Consider the following 16,846-nt stretch of genomic DNA (forward strand, 5'->3'; position numbering starts at 1 on the left):
TCGCCATGCAGATCCCCGGCAGTCCCGATCCGGCCACGCCCGTCGCCGACGCGCAGATGCTGGAACAGGTCATCCATGATCCCGGAGAGCGTTGGTGCTTGCGCTTCTGGATGATCTTCAGCGGCCAGGCGTTGTCGCTGGTTGGCTCGGCGCTGACGCAGTTCGTACTGCTGTGGTGGATCACCGACACCACCGGCAGCGTTGCCGCCTTGGCGACGGCGGGCATGGCCGCGATGCTGCCCCAGGCCCTGTTGAGTCCGCTGGGTGGCACCTTCGCCGACCGCTACAACAGGCGCCTGCTGATGATCGCTGCCGATGTGATCAGCGCGCTGTGCATGGCGGTGCTGATCGTGCTGTTCCTGACCGAACGCATCGAACTGTGGCACGCCTACGTGATGATGTTCATCCGCAGCGCCATGCAGGCATTTCAGGCGCCAGCGGCATCCGCCTGCGTGGCGATGCTGGTGCCGGGCGGCTTCATCGTGAGAGCAGCGGGCATGAATCAGTCTCTGCAAAGCCTCACCTTGGTGGCCGCCGCACCACTGGGCGCGCTGGCGATCAGCGTGATGCCGATCGGCTGGGCATTGTCGATCGATGTTTTCACCGCGTTGCTCGGCATCGTGCCTCTGCTGTTTTTCCGCATTCCGCAGGCGCTCGCCTCCGAAGAGCGAAGCGCAGGCCTGTGGAGCGAGTTCCGCGAAGGCATCCAACTGGTTTTGCACACGCCGGGCCTACGCCAGCTTTATCTGCTGCTTGGTGTGGTGGCGCTGGCGGTCATGCCGATCTTCACGATGGTGCCCTTGCTGGTCAAAGAGCACTTCAGAGGCGGAGCTGCCCAGGTGGCCCTGCTTGAGGGGCTCGCCGGCGGAGGCATGCTGCTGGGCGGCCTGCTGATGGCCGCACTGGCGCCGCGCAGATTGATGTTCTGGATACTGGCTGGCTTCGCCGTCTCCTGCGCGTCGATCGCGCTCACCGCCATGGTGCCGAGCAGTTTGTTCGGTGTGGCCGTGGCCTGGTGGGTAATGAGCGGCATCGCCTTCGCACTTGGGAATACACCCTTAACTGCGTTGCTACAGACCGCGATTCCGAATCATCTGCAGGGGCGGGGGCTGTCGTTGATGACGACCATCATGGCGTTCGCGGCACCGATAGGACTTGCGCTGGCCGGACCACTGGGGGAGTGGATAGGTATACGTGGGGTCTTCATCATCGCCGGCTTGCTCGGCACAGCGGCCAGCCTCGCGGGGTTCTTTTCCTCGTCGCTGGTTGAGCTAAATCAGCACGGAAGGCTGGATAGTGGCAGGGCGCCATGAAGCCCGCGCACGGAGATCTACAGTTAAGGGACAGGATCGCACGGCGGCGGCGAATCAAAGATTAATGTTGCTGCGATTGACGATCGCAGACGGAGACGATTAGCACGTTAAAGCGGAGGCCAGCAAACAGATGGAACTACGACATTTGCGGTGCTTCCTCGCAGTCGCCGAGGAATTGCACTTCGCGCGCGCCGCAGAACGTCTGCACATTGAGCAGTCGCCCCTTTCGCGCGCCATCAAAGAACTGGAAGAAGACCTGGGCGTTCAGCTATTCGCCCGTACCACGCGCAGTACCCGACTGACGCGCGCTGGCCGGATGTTCTTGGAGCACGTGCCTCGCGTCTTTGCTTCCTTGCAGCAGGCCCGGGACAGTGTGAAGGCCGCTGCCAACGGCTTCCATGGCCAACTACGCATCGCCTTGTCTGACGGCATCACTCCGACTTGCTTCTCTGCTCTCTTGGCACTTTGCCGAGAGGAAGAGCCTGAGATCGAGATTCGCTTGGTCGAAATTCCCTTGTCGCATCAGATAAAAGGGTTACACGAAGATCTCTACGACGTGGGCTTCGCTCAGTTAGACGAAGCTGGTGATGGGCTTCTTGCAGAGCCGATTTGGCACGATCCGTTGATGGTGGCAGTGCCCGCACGTCATCCCTTGCTCGCCTACAAGCGTGTACCGTTGGACGAGGTGTTGCGCTATCCCTTGGCGCTCGGCGATGCGCATGCATGTGAAGGACACGCTCGCCAAATTAATCGCGCGTTGCGCCAATCGAGCCTGGAGCCGTTGATCGCCGAACGAGTCGCGTCCTTCGATCTGATGATGACTCTGGTGTCGGCAGGTTTTGCGCTCGGGCTGGCGGGCGCATCGCAGATTGCCGCCAGCCGTGAGCCCAGCGTGGTGGCCCGGCCGCTAGCTGGCCGTTCGCACATGCTCACAACTTACCTGTTACGCGTGGATAGCGAACCGTCAGATGCTTTGGCTCGTTTCATCGAACGAGTCCATGCCATTGATCCCCCAAGAGGAAAGACCTCTGCTGCACTTGAACGAACTGATCCGCCGGAGGAAATCGAGCTATGAAGAAGATAATCCCGTTCTTGCTTGCTACAACGCTGATGGCTTGCAGCAAATCCGAGCCGACTCAGCCGAGCAGCAGCTCTGAGCCAACCGAAACAGTGGAATCGCTTGCAGCCAATCCCGAACGGTTGAAGGCACTGCGTCAGCAGTGCAAGACGGACCGTGCAAAGTTCGGCGACGAACTCTGCAACCGAGTGGCCGAAGCAACGAACCAACGTTTTCTCGGCGACGGTAAAACGCCCTACACACCGCCGAAGGAGCAACCCAAGTTCTGATCGTGGGCGACACACCACGAAACGGCATTTATTTTCTCGATACGCCGCAATGCTCCCTGGCTTGCGGCGTTTTTATTGGCTTTCCCCCTACTTGAATTAATGCTTTTTGAAGCGCATTTGTCCCGATAACGGTCTTTGACCGGCCTTGTTCCACCTCTGATCCTGATGACAACGGCACGTCTTCGTGCCACTCGCCATATGGGAGAAATCGGAGGCCAGAATGCAAGGTCAAGGTGTGCTGTTCGGGCAGATCGCCGTTGTTTTCAGCATCGTGATCGCCGGCGTGTGGGGTGCCACACAATGGACAGCCGCCGCCCTGGGCTATCAAGTACGCCTGGGTTCGCCCTGGTTCGATTTCTTCAGTACGCCGGTCTATCACCCCTGGCGGCTGTTCGAGTGGTGGTTCTTCTTTGATGCCTATGCGCCGCATGTCTTCGACATTGGTGGCGCGATTGCGGGCGGCAGCGGGCTGATCGCCGTCGTGGTCGCCATCGCCATGTCGGTATGGCGTTCGCGGCAATCGAAACTGGTTACGACCTATGGTTCGGCGCACTGGGCCGCTGCAGCCGACATTCGCAAAGCCGGGCTGAATCAGCCAGCCGGCGTTTTTCTCGGGTTGTATGACGATCAGTACCTACGGCACGAAGGACCGGAACACGTCCTGACCTTCGCACCGACACGCTCGGGCAAGGGCGTGGGCCTGGTGGTGCCCACGTTACTCTCCTGGCCAGCGTCCGCCGTCATCCACGACATCAAGGGCGAGAACTGGTCCATCACCGCCGGCTGGCGATCGCGCTTCTCACACTGCCTGCTGTTCAATCCCACCGATGCCAAGTCAGCGGCCTACAACCCGCTGCTGGAAGTCCGACGCGGCGCGCATGAGGTGCGCGACGTACAGAACATCGCCGACATCCTGGTCGATCCCGAAGGGGCGCTGGAGCGGCGCAACCATTGGGAAAAGACTTCGCACGCGCTGCTGGTCGGCGCCATCCTGCATGTGCTCTATGCCGGCGAAGACAAGACGCTGCGTGGCGTCGCCAACTTCTTGTCCGATCCCGCGTGCCCGTTCGAGTTGACGCTGCACCGGATGATGACGACGCGGCACCTGGGCGACGCGCCGCATCCTGTCGTCGCATCTGCCGCACGCGAAGTGCTCAACAAGAGCGACAACGAGCGTTCGGGTGTGCTGTCCACGGCCATGTCCTTCCTCGGCCTGTACCGCGATCCCACCGTGGCCGAAGTCACCTCGCGCTGCGACTGGCGCATTGCCGACCTGATTTCAGCAGAACATCCGGTATCGCTGTACATGGTCGTGCCACCGTCCGACATCAGCCGCACCAAGCCGCTGGTGCGCTTGATCCTCAACCAGATCGGCCGGCGCCTGACCGAGTCGCTCGATGGCAGCGACGGTATCGCGCGCCGCCACAAGCTGCTGTTGATGCTCGACGAGTTTTCCGCGCTGGGCCGACTCGACTTCTTCGAAACGGCGCTGGCTTTCATGGCCGGCTACGGCATTCGCAGCTTCCTGATCGCGCAGTCGCTCAACCAGATCGACAAAGCCTACGGCCAGAACCATTCTATCCTCGACAACTGCCACGTCCGAGTGACGTTCGCCACCAACGACGAACGTACCGCCAAGCGCATCTCCGAGACGCTGGGCACGGCCACCGAGTTGCGCGCGCAGCGCAACTACGCAGGACACCGGCTTGCACCGTGGCTGGGGCACCTGATGGTGTCGCGGCAGGAAACGGCGCGCCCGCTGTTGACGCCTGGCGAGGTGATGCAGCTTCCGCCGGACGAGGCCGTCGTGATGGTGTCCAGCGTGGCACCGATCAAGGCCAAGAAGCTGCGCTACTACGCCGACGTGAATTTCAAGCGGCGCGTACTGCCGCCACCGACGCTCGCAGCCAGTCGCTACGCCGACGCACCACCTCGGCAGCCCGACGACTGGAGTGGTCTGGCGATCCCCTCCGTGCCAACCGCACCCGCTGCCGTGGACCTGACCGGCAGCGAAGCCAGCACCGCCGATGACGGCGGGCAACGCCGTCAGCCGGAGCTGTCCGAAGTCGCCGAGTACCACCCCGAACAGGAACCTGCCAGCAATGACCTGGCGCTGCTCGATGACGACGATTTGCCGCTGCCGCTTCCCCGCCAGCTCGACCCGGCCATGCAGCGCACGGCCCGGCTGGCATCCCTCGACCCCGACGACGGAATCCAGCTATGAGCCAATACCGCCTCAACCTGTTCATTCCGCCCGAGCACGCCAAGCGCCTGGACGAGCTAGCCGCCAAGAAAGGCGTGTCCAAGTCGTCCATCGTCGCGGCAGCACTGGCCTCGTGGCTGTCGCCGGATGCGGGCGATCAGCGCGAGGCGGCCATCGCCAAGCGACTGGATCGGCTGTCGCGCCAGTTCGAACGGCTGGAGCGCGACCAGAACATCGAGATCGAGACGCTGGCGCTATTCGTTCGCTACTTCCTGACAGTCAGCACACCGGTTCCCGAGGCACACCAAGAAGCGGCCCGCGCCCAAGGCAAGGCGCGTTTCGAGCAGTTCGTCGAACAGCTCGGCCGCCACCTTTTGCGTGGGCGCAGTCTTGTGCGCGACGTGGTGGAGGAGCTTCAACCCGACTCTGCGCGGCTGGACGAAGCGGCGGCGTTGGCCGAAGCCCAGGAACGTGCCTCATGAGTGCGCAATCCGAGTCCTTCGCCGCCACGTCGCTCGACCGACGCATTCGCATGCTGCGCACGGCTATGGGGCCAGTGATCGCCGCGGCACTGGAAGACCCGGACGTGGTGGAAATCATGCTCAACCCCGACCGGTCACTGTGGGTGGACCGCCTGTCCTCCGGCCGCGCACCGCTGGGCGTGGAGCTGTCTGAAGAAGACGGCGAACGCATCATCCGGCTGATCGCAGCGCACGTCGGCGCGGAAGTCCATCGTGGCCAACCGCTCCTGACCGCCGAGTTGCCCGAGACGGGCGAACGCTTCGAGGGCATTCTGCCACCCGCCGCACCGGGGCCCGCTTTCGCGCTGCGCAAGCGAGCCGTGAACATCATCGGCCTGGATCGCTACGTCGCCGACGGCATTCTGTCTGCTCGACAGGCCGAGTTCCTGCGCCATGCGGTGCGCGAGCGGCAGAACATCCTGATCGCTGGCGGGACCAGCACCGGCAAGACGACGCTGGCGAACGCTTTGCTCGCCGAGATCGCCGTCACCGGCGACCGCGTGCTGGTGCTCGAAGACACAATCGAACTGCAATGCGCCGCGCGCGACCACGTGCCGCTACGCACGCGCGCGGGCGTCGTGTCCATGACCGAACTGGTGCGCGCCACGATGCGGCTGCGCCCCGACCGAGTGGTGGTCGGCGAAGTGCGCGGCGGCGAGGCGCTGGATCTCATCAAGGTCTGGGGCACCGGCCATCCCGGTGGCATTGCCACCATTCATGCCGGTTCCGCGCTGGGCGCGCTGCTGCGCCTGGAGCAGTTGGTTCTCGAAGTCGCGGTCAATCCGCCGCGCGCATTGATCGCCGAGGCGGTGAACGTTGTCGTGTTTATTGTCGGCCGTGGCCGCAAGCGCCGCATCGAAACCATCGCCCGTGTCGCCGGCTTCGACGGCATGGGCTATCGCCTGGCGGACGTGCTGGAAACGCCGTTTCCAGAGTTGCTGCCGCCTTCTTCCATCGTTCCTTCCCTGTCCCTCAACCACTCTGGAGAACTGCCATGACGCACGCCCATGCTTTCCGCTTTTCCGTAAATCCGGCTTCGATCCTCGCTCGCCTGCGCCGTCTGGCCGAGCCCGCCCATCACGGCCTGCTGCTGGCCGCCGCGATGCTGACGATGGCCGGCACCGCGAAGGCTGCCGGCTCTTCAATGCCCTGGGAAGGGCCGCTGCAATCCATCCTCGACTCCATCCAAGGGCCGGTGGCCCGGATCATCGCGGTCATCATCATTATTTCCACTGGCCTGGCGCTGGCCTTCGGCGACACTTCAGGAGGCTTTCGTAAGCTGATCCAGATCGTGTTCGGTCTGTCCATCGCGTTCGCCGCGTCCTCGTTCTTCCTGTCGTTCTTCAGCTTCTCCGGCGGGGCCGTCGTATGAGCACGGCTCATGACCTGCCGGGCTTCGAGATTCCGCTGCATCGCTCGCTGACCGAGCCGATCCTGCTGGGCGGCGCACCGCGCACGGTGGCGATTGCCAACGGCACGCTGGCCGCCGCCGTGGGCCTGGGCCTGCAACTGTGGATTCCGGGCTTGGTGCTCTGGATCGTCGGCCACTCGCTGGCGATGTGGGGGGCGCGCATCGATGCGCAGTTCATGCAGGTGTTTGCCACCCACCTGAAGCACAAGCCGCTGCTGGATGTGTGAGGACCATGCCATGCTGAACCTCGCCGAATACCGCCAGCGCCCGGCCTTGCTTGCCGACTGGCTACCCTGGGCCGGTCTGGTCGCGCCGGGTGTCGTGCTCAACAAGGATGGCAGTTTCCAGCGCACGGCGCGCTTTCGTGGGCCGGACCTGGACAGTGCGACGCAGGGCGAGCTGATCGCCACCACGGCACGGCTGAACAACGCGCTGCGTCGGCTTGGTTCCGGCTGGGCACTGTTCGTCGAAGCCGAACGCCGGTCTGCAGCGGACTATCCGCACTCGAATTTCCCGGAGCCCTTGTCCTGGCTGGTGGATGAGGAGCGGCGCGCGACCTTCGAGGAATCGGGGAACCACTTCGAGAGCGGCTATCACCTCACGCTCCAATACCTGCCGCCCGAGGAATCCCGCGCTCGTGCAGCCAAGATGCTCTACGAGAACACGCCCACGCAAGACGTGGACTGGCGCGAACGCCTGTTGGCTTTCGTCGCGGAGACCGACCGCATCTACGACCTGCTCGACGGCGTGATGCCGGAGATCGCTTGGCTTGACGACAGCCAGACGCTGACCTACTTGCATGCCACTGTCTCGACACACCGTTACCGCGTCGGCGCGCCGGAAGTGCCGTTTCATCTTGATGCGCTACTGGCCGATGCGCCCCTGGTCGGCGGCCTCGCGCCCATGTTGGGCGACCAGCACCTGCGCGTGGTGACAGTGCGTGGCTTCCCGACCTCGACCTGGCCGGGGATTCTGGATGACCTCAACCGTCTCGGTTTCGCCTACCGCTGGAGCACGCGCTTCCTGTGCATGGACAAGGCCGAGGCCGAGAAGGAGCTGGGCCGCCTGCGCCGGCAATGGTTCGCCAAGCGCAAGAACGTCCTGGCGTTGCTGCGCGAAACCATCTTCCAACAGGAAAGCCCGTTGGTTGATACCGATGCCAGCAACAAGTCTGCCGACGCGGACGCGGCCTTGCAGGAGCTGGGCAGCGATCAGGTCGCCTTCGGTTACGTCACTGCGACCGTGACCGTGCTGGATGCCGACGCCAACGTCGCCGACGAGAAGCTGCGGATGGTGGAGTGCGTCATTCAGGGCCGTGGCTTCGTGACAATCCCGGAGACGCTGAACGCCGTGGAGGCCTGGCTATCGTCGGTGCCGGGCAATGCCTATGCCAATGTCCGCCAGCCCATCGTCTCGACGCTGAACCTCGCACACCTGATGCCGGTATCGGCGGTGTGGGCCGGGCCTGAGAAGAACGGCCACCTCGACGGCCCGCCGCTGATCGTCACGCGCACTGAGGGCGCCACGCCGTTCCGGCTGGTGACGCACATCGGCGATGTGGGGCATACGCTGGTGGCCGGCCCGACCGGCATGGGCAAGTCGGTTCTGCTCGCCATGCTGGCGATGCAGTTCCGCCGCTATCCCGGCTCGCGCATCTTCGCCTTCGACATGGGGCGTTCGATGCGCGCCACCATTCTCGGCTTGGGCGGCGAGCACTACGACCTGGGGGCCGACGGCGCGATTGCGTTCCAGCCACTCGCCCGTATTGACCGCGAAGGCTATCGCACCTGGGCCGCCGAGTGGGTCGAAGGGCGCCTGCGGCACGAAGGCATTGCGATCGGTCCGGACGAGAAGGCGGCCATCTGGTCGGCGCTCGTCAGTCTTGCGGGCGCGCCCGTGGAGCAGCGCACGCTCACCGGCCTGTCGGTGCTGCTGCAATCCAACGTGCTGCGCCAGGCGCTCGCACCTTACGTGCTCGGCGGCGCCCACGGCAAGCTGCTCGATGCCGACAGCGACCGGCTGGGCGTGGGCGACGTTCAGGGCTTCGAGATGGAGGAACTGATGCACAGCAAGGCCGCGGTCCTGGCTGTGTTGGGCTATCTGTTCGCGCGCTTCGATGAGCGTTTCGACGGCGCGCCGACGCTGCTGATCCTCGATGAAGCCTGGCTGTTCCTGGATGACCCGGTATTCGCGGCGCGCATTCGTCAGTGGCTCAAGACGCTGCGCAAGAAGAACGTCAGCGTCATTTTTGCCACGCAGTCGCTCGCCGACATCAAGGACTCGACCATCGCGCCAGCGATCATCGAAAGCTGCGCGAGCCGCATCTTCCTGCCCAACCCACAGGCTACAGAGCCGCAGATCCGCACGATCTACGAGGGCTTCGGGCTGAATGCCCGGCAAATCGAGATCGTCGCCACCGCCCAACCCAAGCGCGACTACTACTACCAGTCGCGTCTCGGCAATCGCCTGTTCGATCTGGACCTCGGGCCGGTCACGCTCGCCTTTGCAGGAGCTTCGACACCCCAGGACCAACGCACCATCGACAACGTGCTGCGCGATGCCGGAACACCGGGCTTCGCAGGTGCCTGGCTGCGCCATCGCGGCCTCGATTGGGCGGCCGACCTGTTGCCGTCCGCTCCCTCGGCCGCGTCCTTCCTTGCTTCTCAACTTCCGGAGGTTTCACCATGAAAAAACGTCTTCTTGCCGTCGCTGTCGCTGCCCTGATCGGCGCCGTGCCGGTCGCCCAAGCGCAATGGGTCGTCATCGACCCCACGAATCTGGCCCAGAACATCCTGACTGCCGCGCACACGCTGGAGCAGATCAACAACCAGATCAAGCAACTCCAGAACGAAGCGCAGTCCTTGATGAACGAGGCGCGCAACCTTGCGAGCCTGCCGTTCAACGTGGTCAATCGCCTGCGGGCCAATCTGGACACGACACGGCAACTGATCGCCCAAGCGCGCGGGCTGGCCTTCGACATCCAGAACATGGACCAGCAGTTCGCGCAACTGTACCCGGAGCAATACGCCGCCAGCGTGAGCGGCAACCAGATGTTCCAGGACGCGCACCAGCGCTGGCAGAACACCCTCCATGGCTTGCAGACCGCCATGCGCATGCAAGCTCAGGTGTCGCAGAACCTGAACCAGGATGAGGGTGTGCTGGCCGATCTGGTCGACCAGAGTCAATCGGCCACCGGTGCCTTGCAGGCGATGCAGGCCACCAATCAGCTCCTGGCCCTGCAAGCCAAGCAGTCCATCCAGACACAGCAGCTCCAGCTCACGCAGGGTCGCGCGGCCTCGCTGGAACTGGCTCGGCAAGCCGCAGCCGTCGAGCGTGGACGCGAGGTGACGCGCCGCTTCATCGGCAGTGGCACGGCGTACACGCCGCAGTCCGTGAACTTCTACGGCAACTGACGGATGCGGCCATGAACGACGTCTCCGTCATCGACCGTTTCCTCAACGTCTTTTCCACGTACATCGATTCGGGGTTCGGCCTGCTGCACGGTGAAGTCGCCTTTCTGACCGCGACGCTGGTGGCGATCGACATGACCCTGGCCGGCCTCTACTGGGCATTAGGGCACGCCACCGGCCAGGGCGAAGACGTGATGGCCAAGCTCCTGCGCAAGGTGCTTTACGTGGGCGCCTTCGCCTACATCATCGGCAATTTCAACTGGCTGGCGAGCATCGTGTTCCGATCGTTCGCCGGCCTGGGCCTGACGGCTTCCGGTTCGACGTTGACCATGGCGACCTTCCTGCAGCCGGGGCGTCTGGCCAAGACCGGCATCGACGCCGCTGCGCCCATCCTGCAGCAGATCAGCGAGATGGCCGGCTTCCCGGAGGTGTTCATCAACATCGCGCCCATCGTCGTGATGTTCCTCGCCTGGCTGATCGTCATCATCAGCTTCTTCGTGCTGGCGGTGCAGCTCTTCGTCACGCTGATCGAGTTCAAGCTGACCACGCTCGCCGGCTTCGTGCTGGTGCCTTTTGCGCTCTGGAACAAGACCGCGTTCCTCGCCGAAAAGGTGCTCGGCAACGTAGTGTCCTCGGGCATCAAGGTGCTGGTGTTGGCTGTGATCGTGGGCATCGGCACAGGGCTGTTCGCCGAGTTCCAGGTCACGCCCAGTGAACCCTCCGTGGATCATGCGCTGGTGGTGATGCTGGCCTCGCTCGCCATGCTCGCACTCGGCATCTTCGGCCCCGGCATCGCCACCGGTCTGGTATCCGGTGCGCCGCAGCTTGGCGCGGGCGCGATGGCCGGTGCCGCGATGGGCGCAGCCGGTACGGCCGTCGCGCTCGGTGCTGCCGCGACCGGCTTGGGTAGCGCGGTAGCGGCCGGGGCGCGCATGGCACCCGCCGCCGCCAAGATGGCTGGCGATGGTGCACGTGCTGCCGCTTCGACTGCTAGCAGTGCGCGGTCGGCCTATCGAGCTGGTTCCGCAGCAGCCGGCGGTGGTTTCAAGGGTGCCGCTGCCGGTGTGGGCAACGTCGCCAAGACCGGTGCGCAGGCTGTCGGCCAAAAGGCCGCCGCCGGGATGCGCTCGCTCAAGGAGCGCGCGGCATCCGCCTTCCGTTCCGACGAGGCGGAGCCGGCATCAGGAGGCACCGCCGCATCAGGCCAATCCACTGCCAGCGAAGCCAATTCCAGCGCTTCCGACCCACAGCAACAGGCACAGCCCGCCTGGGCCAAGCGCCTGCACCGCCGCCAGCAGCTCAGCCATGCCGCCACGACCGCTGCCCACACGCTGCGCGGAGGCGACGGCGGTGGTTCAAGCAGCGGTCCGAGCTTGCACAGTTCCGACGATTGAACCGATTCATAAGGAGAACAAGCCATGCGATTCAAACGACTGCAGGTGCGCTACGCCGATACGCCGCAGCCTGCCACTCCCTACCAAGCTGCCGCCCAGGTGTGGGATGAGCGCATCGGCTCGGCCCGCGTGCAGGCCAAGAACTGGCGGCTCATGGCCTTCGGCTGCTTGTCGCTCGCGTTGCTGATGGCGGGCGGACTAGTCTGGCGCTCGGCGCAGTCCATCGTCACGCCCTACGTGGTGGAAGTGGATCAGGCCGGTCAGGTTCGGGCGGTCGGTGAGGCCGCCACGCCGCACCGACCGAACGATGCGCAGATCGCCTATCACCTGGCGCACTTCGTCGTGTTGGTTCGTTCACTGTCCATCGATCCCATCGTCGTGCGGCAGAACTGGCTCGACGCCTACGACTACACCACTGATCGCGGCGCGGGCGTGCTCAACGAGTATGCGCGCACGCATGACCCGTTCGCGCGCGTCGGCAAGGAGTCGGTCACGGTGCAGATCACCAGCGTTGTGCGCGCCAGCGACGCGTCTTTCAACGTGCGCTGGACCGAGCAGCGCTTCGTCAACGGTGCGCCGGCCGGAACCGAGCGCTGGAACGCCGTGATTTCCACCGTCCTGCAAACCCCGCGCACCGAGCAGCGGTTGCGCAAGAACCCATTGGGCATCTACGTCAATGGACTGTCGTGGAGCCGCGAACTCGATGCCGCCGAAGGAGCCAAACCATGAACCCGTCTTTCCGCTTTTACGCTTTTGTGTTGACGCTTGCAGCGTCAGTTCTGTCGTTGCAGGGCTGCGCCACGAAGGGCACACCGCCGCCGGCCATCTCGCTCGATGAGCCGGTGCAGGCCCAGCCGCTGCCCGAACCGCCCAAGCCGGTCGAAGTGGTGGAGGTGCCCAAGGTGCTGCCGATGCCGGCGCAGATGAAACCGCTGCCCGAGACCATCGAGGCCAAGACAGCCCCCGAACCCGCCGATGAAAAGCTCCGGGTCTCGCGTGCCAATGCCGAGGCGCGCATTGCGCCCACGCGCGAGGGCTACGTCAACGCCATCCAGGTCTGGCCCTTCACCGATGGGGCGCTGTACCAGGTCTATGCGGCCCCTGGGCGGGTAACGGTGATTTCTCTTCAACCCGGCGAGGAACTGGTGACGGTCGCCGCCGGCGATACGGTGCGCTGGATCGTCGGTGACACGTCCAGCGGCAGTGGCGATGCGTTGCGCGTCAGCGTGCTGGTCAAGCCGATCCGCTCGGGTCTCAAGACCAATCTGGTCATCACCACCAGTCGGCGCACCTACTTGATCGAGCTGACCTCGACCGAACGTGCCTGGATGGCTTCGGTGTCGTGGGAGTACCCGAAAGATCGGATGCTGGCCCTGCAACGCCAGGCACAGGCCGCGCAGGCGACGGCGCCGGTCGATACCGGCCTGTCGCTGGAGAAGATTCGCTTCCGCTACGCCATCAGCGGCAGCACGCCGCCATGGAAGCCGCTGCGCGCCTTCGATGACGGCGAGAAGGTCTATATCCAGTTCCCGCCGGGCATCGCGCAGGGCGAACTGCCGCCACTTTTCGTGATTGGTGCGCAGGGCGATGGACAACTAGTGAACTACCGTTTCCGTCCGCCGTATTACATCGTGGATCGGCTGTTCGGCGCGGCCGAGCTACGCTTGGGTGGTGGAAAGGGAAGTGATGGGGGCGAAGCGGTGCGCATCGAGCGCACGGATGGGATTGTGGGCGCAGCGCGGGGGAACTGACCATGAGCCAGAACGACACCCTGGACATTCCTGTTCCCGACGCCGCCCCGAAGGTCGCGCCAGAGAACGTGGCGCTGCGCGCGCAGCCGCGCCCGGTGACTCGCTTGAATCGGCGCACGTTGGCGATCCTGGTCGGTGGCCTCGCCGTAGCCGTGCTGGGCGCAACCGTGTGGTCGCTGCAACCGCGCAAACGCAGCGCAGGCGAACAGGCCGAGCTATTTAACGTGGATCGCGTTTCGCGCTCGGAAGGACTGGATCAGCTTCCGACCGATTACTCCAAGCTGCCGCGGGCGTTGCCAGCCCAAGTACCCGAGCTGGGGCCGCCGTTGCCGGGTGACTTGGGGCCAGCCATTGTGAAATCGCAGCAGCCAGTAACACCCACCTACGCGCCGCCTGGCCATGCTCCAGCTAACGCCGAGCACGACGCACGGCGCAAGGAAGCGGAAGTGGCGGCAGGCGCATCGGTATTCTTCCGTTCCAGCAACCAGCGCGCCGCCGCACCAACTCAGGTGGCCACGGCCAGTCCTGCGTCCGGCCTGTCGGGCTTCGACCCGATGGCCGCCGGGCCAGCCTCGATGGCCGCCCAACCCGCCGACCCGACTGCCGTGCAGAACCGGCAGGACCAGAAAGAGGCGTTCCTGAAAGCCGGAACTACGGAAACCCGCAATTCCGGGAACCTGAAAATGCCGACTTCACCATACCAGGTGATGGCCGGAACGGTGATCGCTGGTGCCCTGGTTACGGGCATCAAGTCCGATCTGCCGGGTGACGTGATCGCCACGGTGACGGAGCCGGTCTATGACACGGCCACGGGCAAGTTTGTACTGATCCCGCAAGGCTCGCGCATCCTCGGGCGCTACAACAGCCAAGTGAGCTACGGGCAGAGCCGGGTGCAGGTGGTGTGGAACCGGATCATCCTGCCCGACACGTCTTCGCTGACACTGGACAACCTGGCGGGTGCCGACCCGGCCGGCAACTCCGGCCTGGAGGACGGCGTCGATTGGCATTGGGATCGCATCTTCGCGGGTGCTGCGCTGACGACGCTGCTGGGCGTCGGTGCCGAACTGGCCGCACCGGAGAACCGCCAGAATGGCGATCGCGTCATCAACGCTGGGCGCAACAGCTTGCAGGACAGCGTGAACCAGGTCGGCCAAGAGATGACCCGACGCAACCTCAATATCCAGCCCACCTTGACGGAGCGGCCAGGCCTGCCGGTGCGCATCATCGTCAATCGGGATCTTGTGCTGCTGCCGTATCAGCCGCTGTTCTTCAATCGGGGGACTTCACGATGAGCACTACGCGCAAGCTGCGGCTGGGGCCGCTGCCCAAGACCGAGAGCATCAAGCTGACCTTCACCTGTCCGACCAGCCTCAAGGCGGACCTCGACCGCTACGCCGCGCTGCATGCGCAGACCTATGGCGAGACGGTTGATGCAGCGACGCTGATCCCGCACATGCTGGAGGCATTCATGGCAAGAGATCGTGCGTTCAAGTCGTCGCAAGCACGCCCCCAGTCCCCTTCACTCCAAAAAACTGAAAGGCCTGAAAATCAGGCGTAACTACGCCCTGACGCGACCGTGCAAGTTTTCGATAGACGCTGGTACGTGCACCATGTAGGCAACAAGTCGCCAACCACAGGACGGTGACTGCATGGGGAGCCGATTATGAATCGCGACGTCAGAACGAGTAAAACCTCTTCCAACTCAGAACACTGTGATACTTCCGTACGACAGCCATTGCCTGTCTCGGCCCAATATCGGCGCACAGTTCGCCGTAGCGAGCTGCGCCAAATGGTGCCGCTGGCAGACACCACCATTTATGAGATGGAGCGTCGCGGTGATTTCCCGAGGCGATTCAATTTGACGGCTCGCTGCGTTGTCTGGGATTTGGCCGAGGTGGAGACCTGGTTGGCCGAACGCCGCCTAGCATCCGAGCAGGCGCAGATCAAACGAGCGCCCTCCCCTGATGTGCGCCAGCGAAAAACTCGCCCCGTCAAATCGCTTGTGTCGTCATGACCGGCATTAAGGGCGGTAGCAGCGTCGGCGTGTGAGGCTTGCCCGCGACCCAAGCATCGATCATGTCAGCCCACTCCTGAAGCATGTGGCGCCGCTGCTCGGCATACTCGGCTTTGTTGTAGATGCCGCGCGAGGAGCGGCCGTCTTCGTGAGCCAGACACTTCTCGATCCAGTCGCTATTGAAGCCCAATTCATTGAGGATCGTCGAACCAGTGCGCCGGAGGTCGTGCACCGTGAAGGGATCAAGAGCCAGTCCGTTGGCCTTGGCCCTTTCGGCAATCAATTGCGTGACGCGGTTGAGCGTGGCATTGGACATGCACTTATCTGCGTCGTAGCGCGATGGGATCAGGTAGCGTGATCCGCCGGCACAGGTTCGCAAAGCCACCATGATGTCGAGGGCTTGCTGCGAGAGATAGATGTTGTGCGGCTTGGATGTCTTCATGCGCTCCTTGGGAATGCTCCAGACAGCCTTTTCGAAATCCACTTCATCCCACGTCGCATGGATCAGTTCGCCTTTGCGCACCAGCGTCAGCAGTATCAGGCGCAGACCAAGTTTGATCGTCGGATAGGACGCAACGTGCTCCATCTGCGAGAACATGATTCGAATCTCACTGGGTGAAAGCGCGCGATCTTTCGGCACGAAGGTGGCTATCGACGACGGCCCGACATCGTCCGCAGGGTTGGCCACTTTCTCACCATGCAGTATGGCAAAGCCGTAGACTTGTTTGACAATGTCGCGCACATGAACAGCCGTAGCCGGTGCCCCCCGTGCCTTGACCTTGTTGCATAGGTCACGCAGATCGTTTGCAGTGATTTCGGTCAGCAGTCGATTCTGAAAGACGGGGAGGATGTCGCGATCCAAGATGCTCTGACGCATCGAACGCGTACTGTCGGCCATACGCGCCTCCTCCGCCCACCTGACGGTAAATTCTCCGAAGGTTTTTGCTTCAGCTACGCGACGCTTCTGTCGCTGCTTCTCCTGCGAGGGAGACGCCCCCTCGGAAACCGCACGGCGAGCCTCAATGCAACGTTCCCGCGCCTTGGCCAGGGAAATGCCACTTGGCCCGTAGCGCCCGATTGTGAGCGTTTCCCGGCGGCCGTTGAGCCGGTAGTCGTAGCGAAAAGTGATGGTTCCGGCCGGGGAAACAGTGACGTACATCCCGTCCCGGTCGGCCACCTTGTACATGGCTTCCTGAGGCTTGAGGTTCTTCAGCGCGGTATCGGTAAGCATGGCGTTCTCCTGTACGGGAACGTTTTTACCGTCACCCGCGATTCAGACTACACACCCGCTTGAAACCCGCATGAAATCTAGCGTTCCGCCAGAATTTTTACCGTCACACGTCAAGAACGGGCTGACGGTAAAAATTGTAGTACATCAGGAGGCCTTCTGGCTACCGTCAGATTTACCGTTATCTTGATCCGCTTACCAGCGATAGATAATGATAGCCATTGATACATTTTATGTTTATTTTCAATACGTTA

At 63.5% G+C, this 16,846-nt stretch carries 17 protein-coding genes; 16 read left to right on the forward strand and 1 reads right to left on the reverse strand.

From position 1 onward, the window contains the following. The first annotated feature begins 5 nt into the window (after positions 1-5). The 16 genes from ACYVB7_RS13370 to ACYVB7_RS13445 all read left to right on the forward strand — a co-directional run bounded on the left by ACYVB7_RS13370 (position 6) and on the right by ACYVB7_RS13445 (position 15,364). Complete coding sequence (locus ACYVB7_RS13370) at positions 6-1,313, forward strand: MFS transporter (protein ID WP_460508467.1); 1,308 nt, start codon at positions 6-8, stop codon at positions 1,311-1,313. Between the two features lie 130 nt (positions 1,314-1,443). After that, the gene (locus ACYVB7_RS13375) at positions 1,444-2,388 is read left to right on the forward strand and encodes a LysR family transcriptional regulator (RefSeq protein ID WP_460508469.1); all 945 of its coding nucleotides are present in this window, start codon (positions 1,444-1,446) and stop codon (positions 2,386-2,388) included. Then, the gene (locus ACYVB7_RS13380; protein ID WP_460508471.1) at positions 2,385-2,660 is read left to right on the forward strand and encodes an EexN family lipoprotein; all 276 of its coding nucleotides are present in this window, start codon (positions 2,385-2,387) and stop codon (positions 2,658-2,660) included. The genes ACYVB7_RS13375 and ACYVB7_RS13380 overlap by 4 nt, the downstream gene beginning before the upstream one ends. A 220-nt stretch (positions 2,661-2,880) precedes the next feature. Further along, on the forward strand, positions 2,881-4,884 hold the full coding sequence (locus ACYVB7_RS13385; protein ID WP_460508473.1) for a conjugal transfer protein TraG: 2,004 nt from the start codon (positions 2,881-2,883) through the stop codon (positions 4,882-4,884). Continuing rightward, entirely contained in the window at positions 4,881-5,345 is a 465-nt protein-coding gene (locus ACYVB7_RS13390) for a ribbon-helix-helix protein, CopG family (RefSeq protein WP_138928444.1), read from the forward strand. Before ACYVB7_RS13385 ends, ACYVB7_RS13390 begins: the two co-directional genes overlap by 4 nt. Next, a complete protein-coding gene (trbB, locus tag ACYVB7_RS13395; RefSeq protein ID WP_460508476.1) occupies positions 5,342-6,382 on the forward strand; it encodes a P-loop NTPase family protein in 1,041 nt (346 codons plus the stop codon). The genes ACYVB7_RS13390 and trbB overlap by 4 nt, the downstream gene beginning before the upstream one ends. Next, positions 6,379-6,756, forward strand: a complete 378-nt coding sequence (locus ACYVB7_RS13400) for a TrbC/VirB2 family type IV secretion system protein (protein WP_290898168.1) — start codon at positions 6,379-6,381, stop codon at positions 6,754-6,756. Before trbB ends, ACYVB7_RS13400 begins: the two co-directional genes overlap by 4 nt. Continuing rightward, positions 6,753-7,022 (forward strand): VirB3 family type IV secretion system protein, encoded by a 270-nt coding sequence (locus tag ACYVB7_RS13405; protein WP_460508478.1) that lies wholly within the window; start codon positions 6,753-6,755, stop codon positions 7,020-7,022. The genes ACYVB7_RS13400 and ACYVB7_RS13405 overlap by 4 nt, the downstream gene beginning before the upstream one ends. A gap of 10 nt (positions 7,023-7,032) precedes the next feature. Next, positions 7,033-9,483 (forward strand): conjugal transfer protein TrbE, encoded by a 2,451-nt coding sequence (trbE, locus tag ACYVB7_RS13410; RefSeq protein WP_460508481.1) that lies wholly within the window; start codon positions 7,033-7,035, stop codon positions 9,481-9,483. Then, positions 9,480-10,208, forward strand: a complete 729-nt coding sequence (trbJ, locus tag ACYVB7_RS13415) for a TrbJ/VirB5 family protein (RefSeq protein ID WP_460508483.1) — start codon at positions 9,480-9,482, stop codon at positions 10,206-10,208. The genes trbE and trbJ overlap by 4 nt, the downstream gene beginning before the upstream one ends. 11 nt (positions 10,209-10,219) lie before the next feature. Further along, on the forward strand, positions 10,220-11,599 hold the full coding sequence (gene trbL / locus ACYVB7_RS13420) for a P-type conjugative transfer protein TrbL (protein ID WP_460508486.1): 1,380 nt from the start codon (positions 10,220-10,222) through the stop codon (positions 11,597-11,599). 24 nt (positions 11,600-11,623) lie between these two features. After that, positions 11,624-12,328 (forward strand): VirB8 family type IV secretion system protein, encoded by a 705-nt coding sequence (gene trbF, locus ACYVB7_RS13425; protein ID WP_460508488.1) that lies wholly within the window; start codon positions 11,624-11,626, stop codon positions 12,326-12,328. Continuing rightward, complete coding sequence (gene trbG / locus ACYVB7_RS13430; protein WP_460508490.1) at positions 12,325-13,350, forward strand: TrbG/VirB9 family P-type conjugative transfer protein; 1,026 nt, start codon at positions 12,325-12,327, stop codon at positions 13,348-13,350. The genes trbF and trbG overlap by 4 nt, the downstream gene beginning before the upstream one ends. Positions 13,351-13,352: 2 nt before the next feature. Continuing rightward, a complete protein-coding gene (locus ACYVB7_RS13435; protein ID WP_460508492.1) occupies positions 13,353-14,642 on the forward strand; it encodes a TraB/TrbI/VirB10 family type IV secretion system protein in 1,290 nt (429 codons plus the stop codon). Beyond that, entirely contained in the window at positions 14,639-14,908 is a 270-nt protein-coding gene (locus tag ACYVB7_RS13440) for a DUF2274 domain-containing protein (RefSeq protein ID WP_460508494.1), read from the forward strand. The genes ACYVB7_RS13435 and ACYVB7_RS13440 overlap by 4 nt, the downstream gene beginning before the upstream one ends. Before the next feature lie 105 nt (positions 14,909-15,013). Then, a complete protein-coding gene (locus ACYVB7_RS13445) occupies positions 15,014-15,364 on the forward strand; it encodes a helix-turn-helix transcriptional regulator (RefSeq protein ID WP_460508496.1) in 351 nt (116 codons plus the stop codon). Here ACYVB7_RS13445 and ACYVB7_RS13450 read toward each other — a convergent pair. After that, the gene (locus tag ACYVB7_RS13450; RefSeq protein WP_460508498.1) at positions 15,342-16,595 is read right to left on the reverse strand and encodes a tyrosine-type recombinase/integrase; all 1,254 of its coding nucleotides are present in this window, start codon (positions 16,593-16,595) and stop codon (positions 15,342-15,344) included. The genes ACYVB7_RS13445 and ACYVB7_RS13450 overlap by 23 nt on opposite strands. Positions 16,596-16,846 lie beyond the last annotated feature (251 nt).

This window comes from Hydrogenophaga soli (assembly GCF_054777695.1).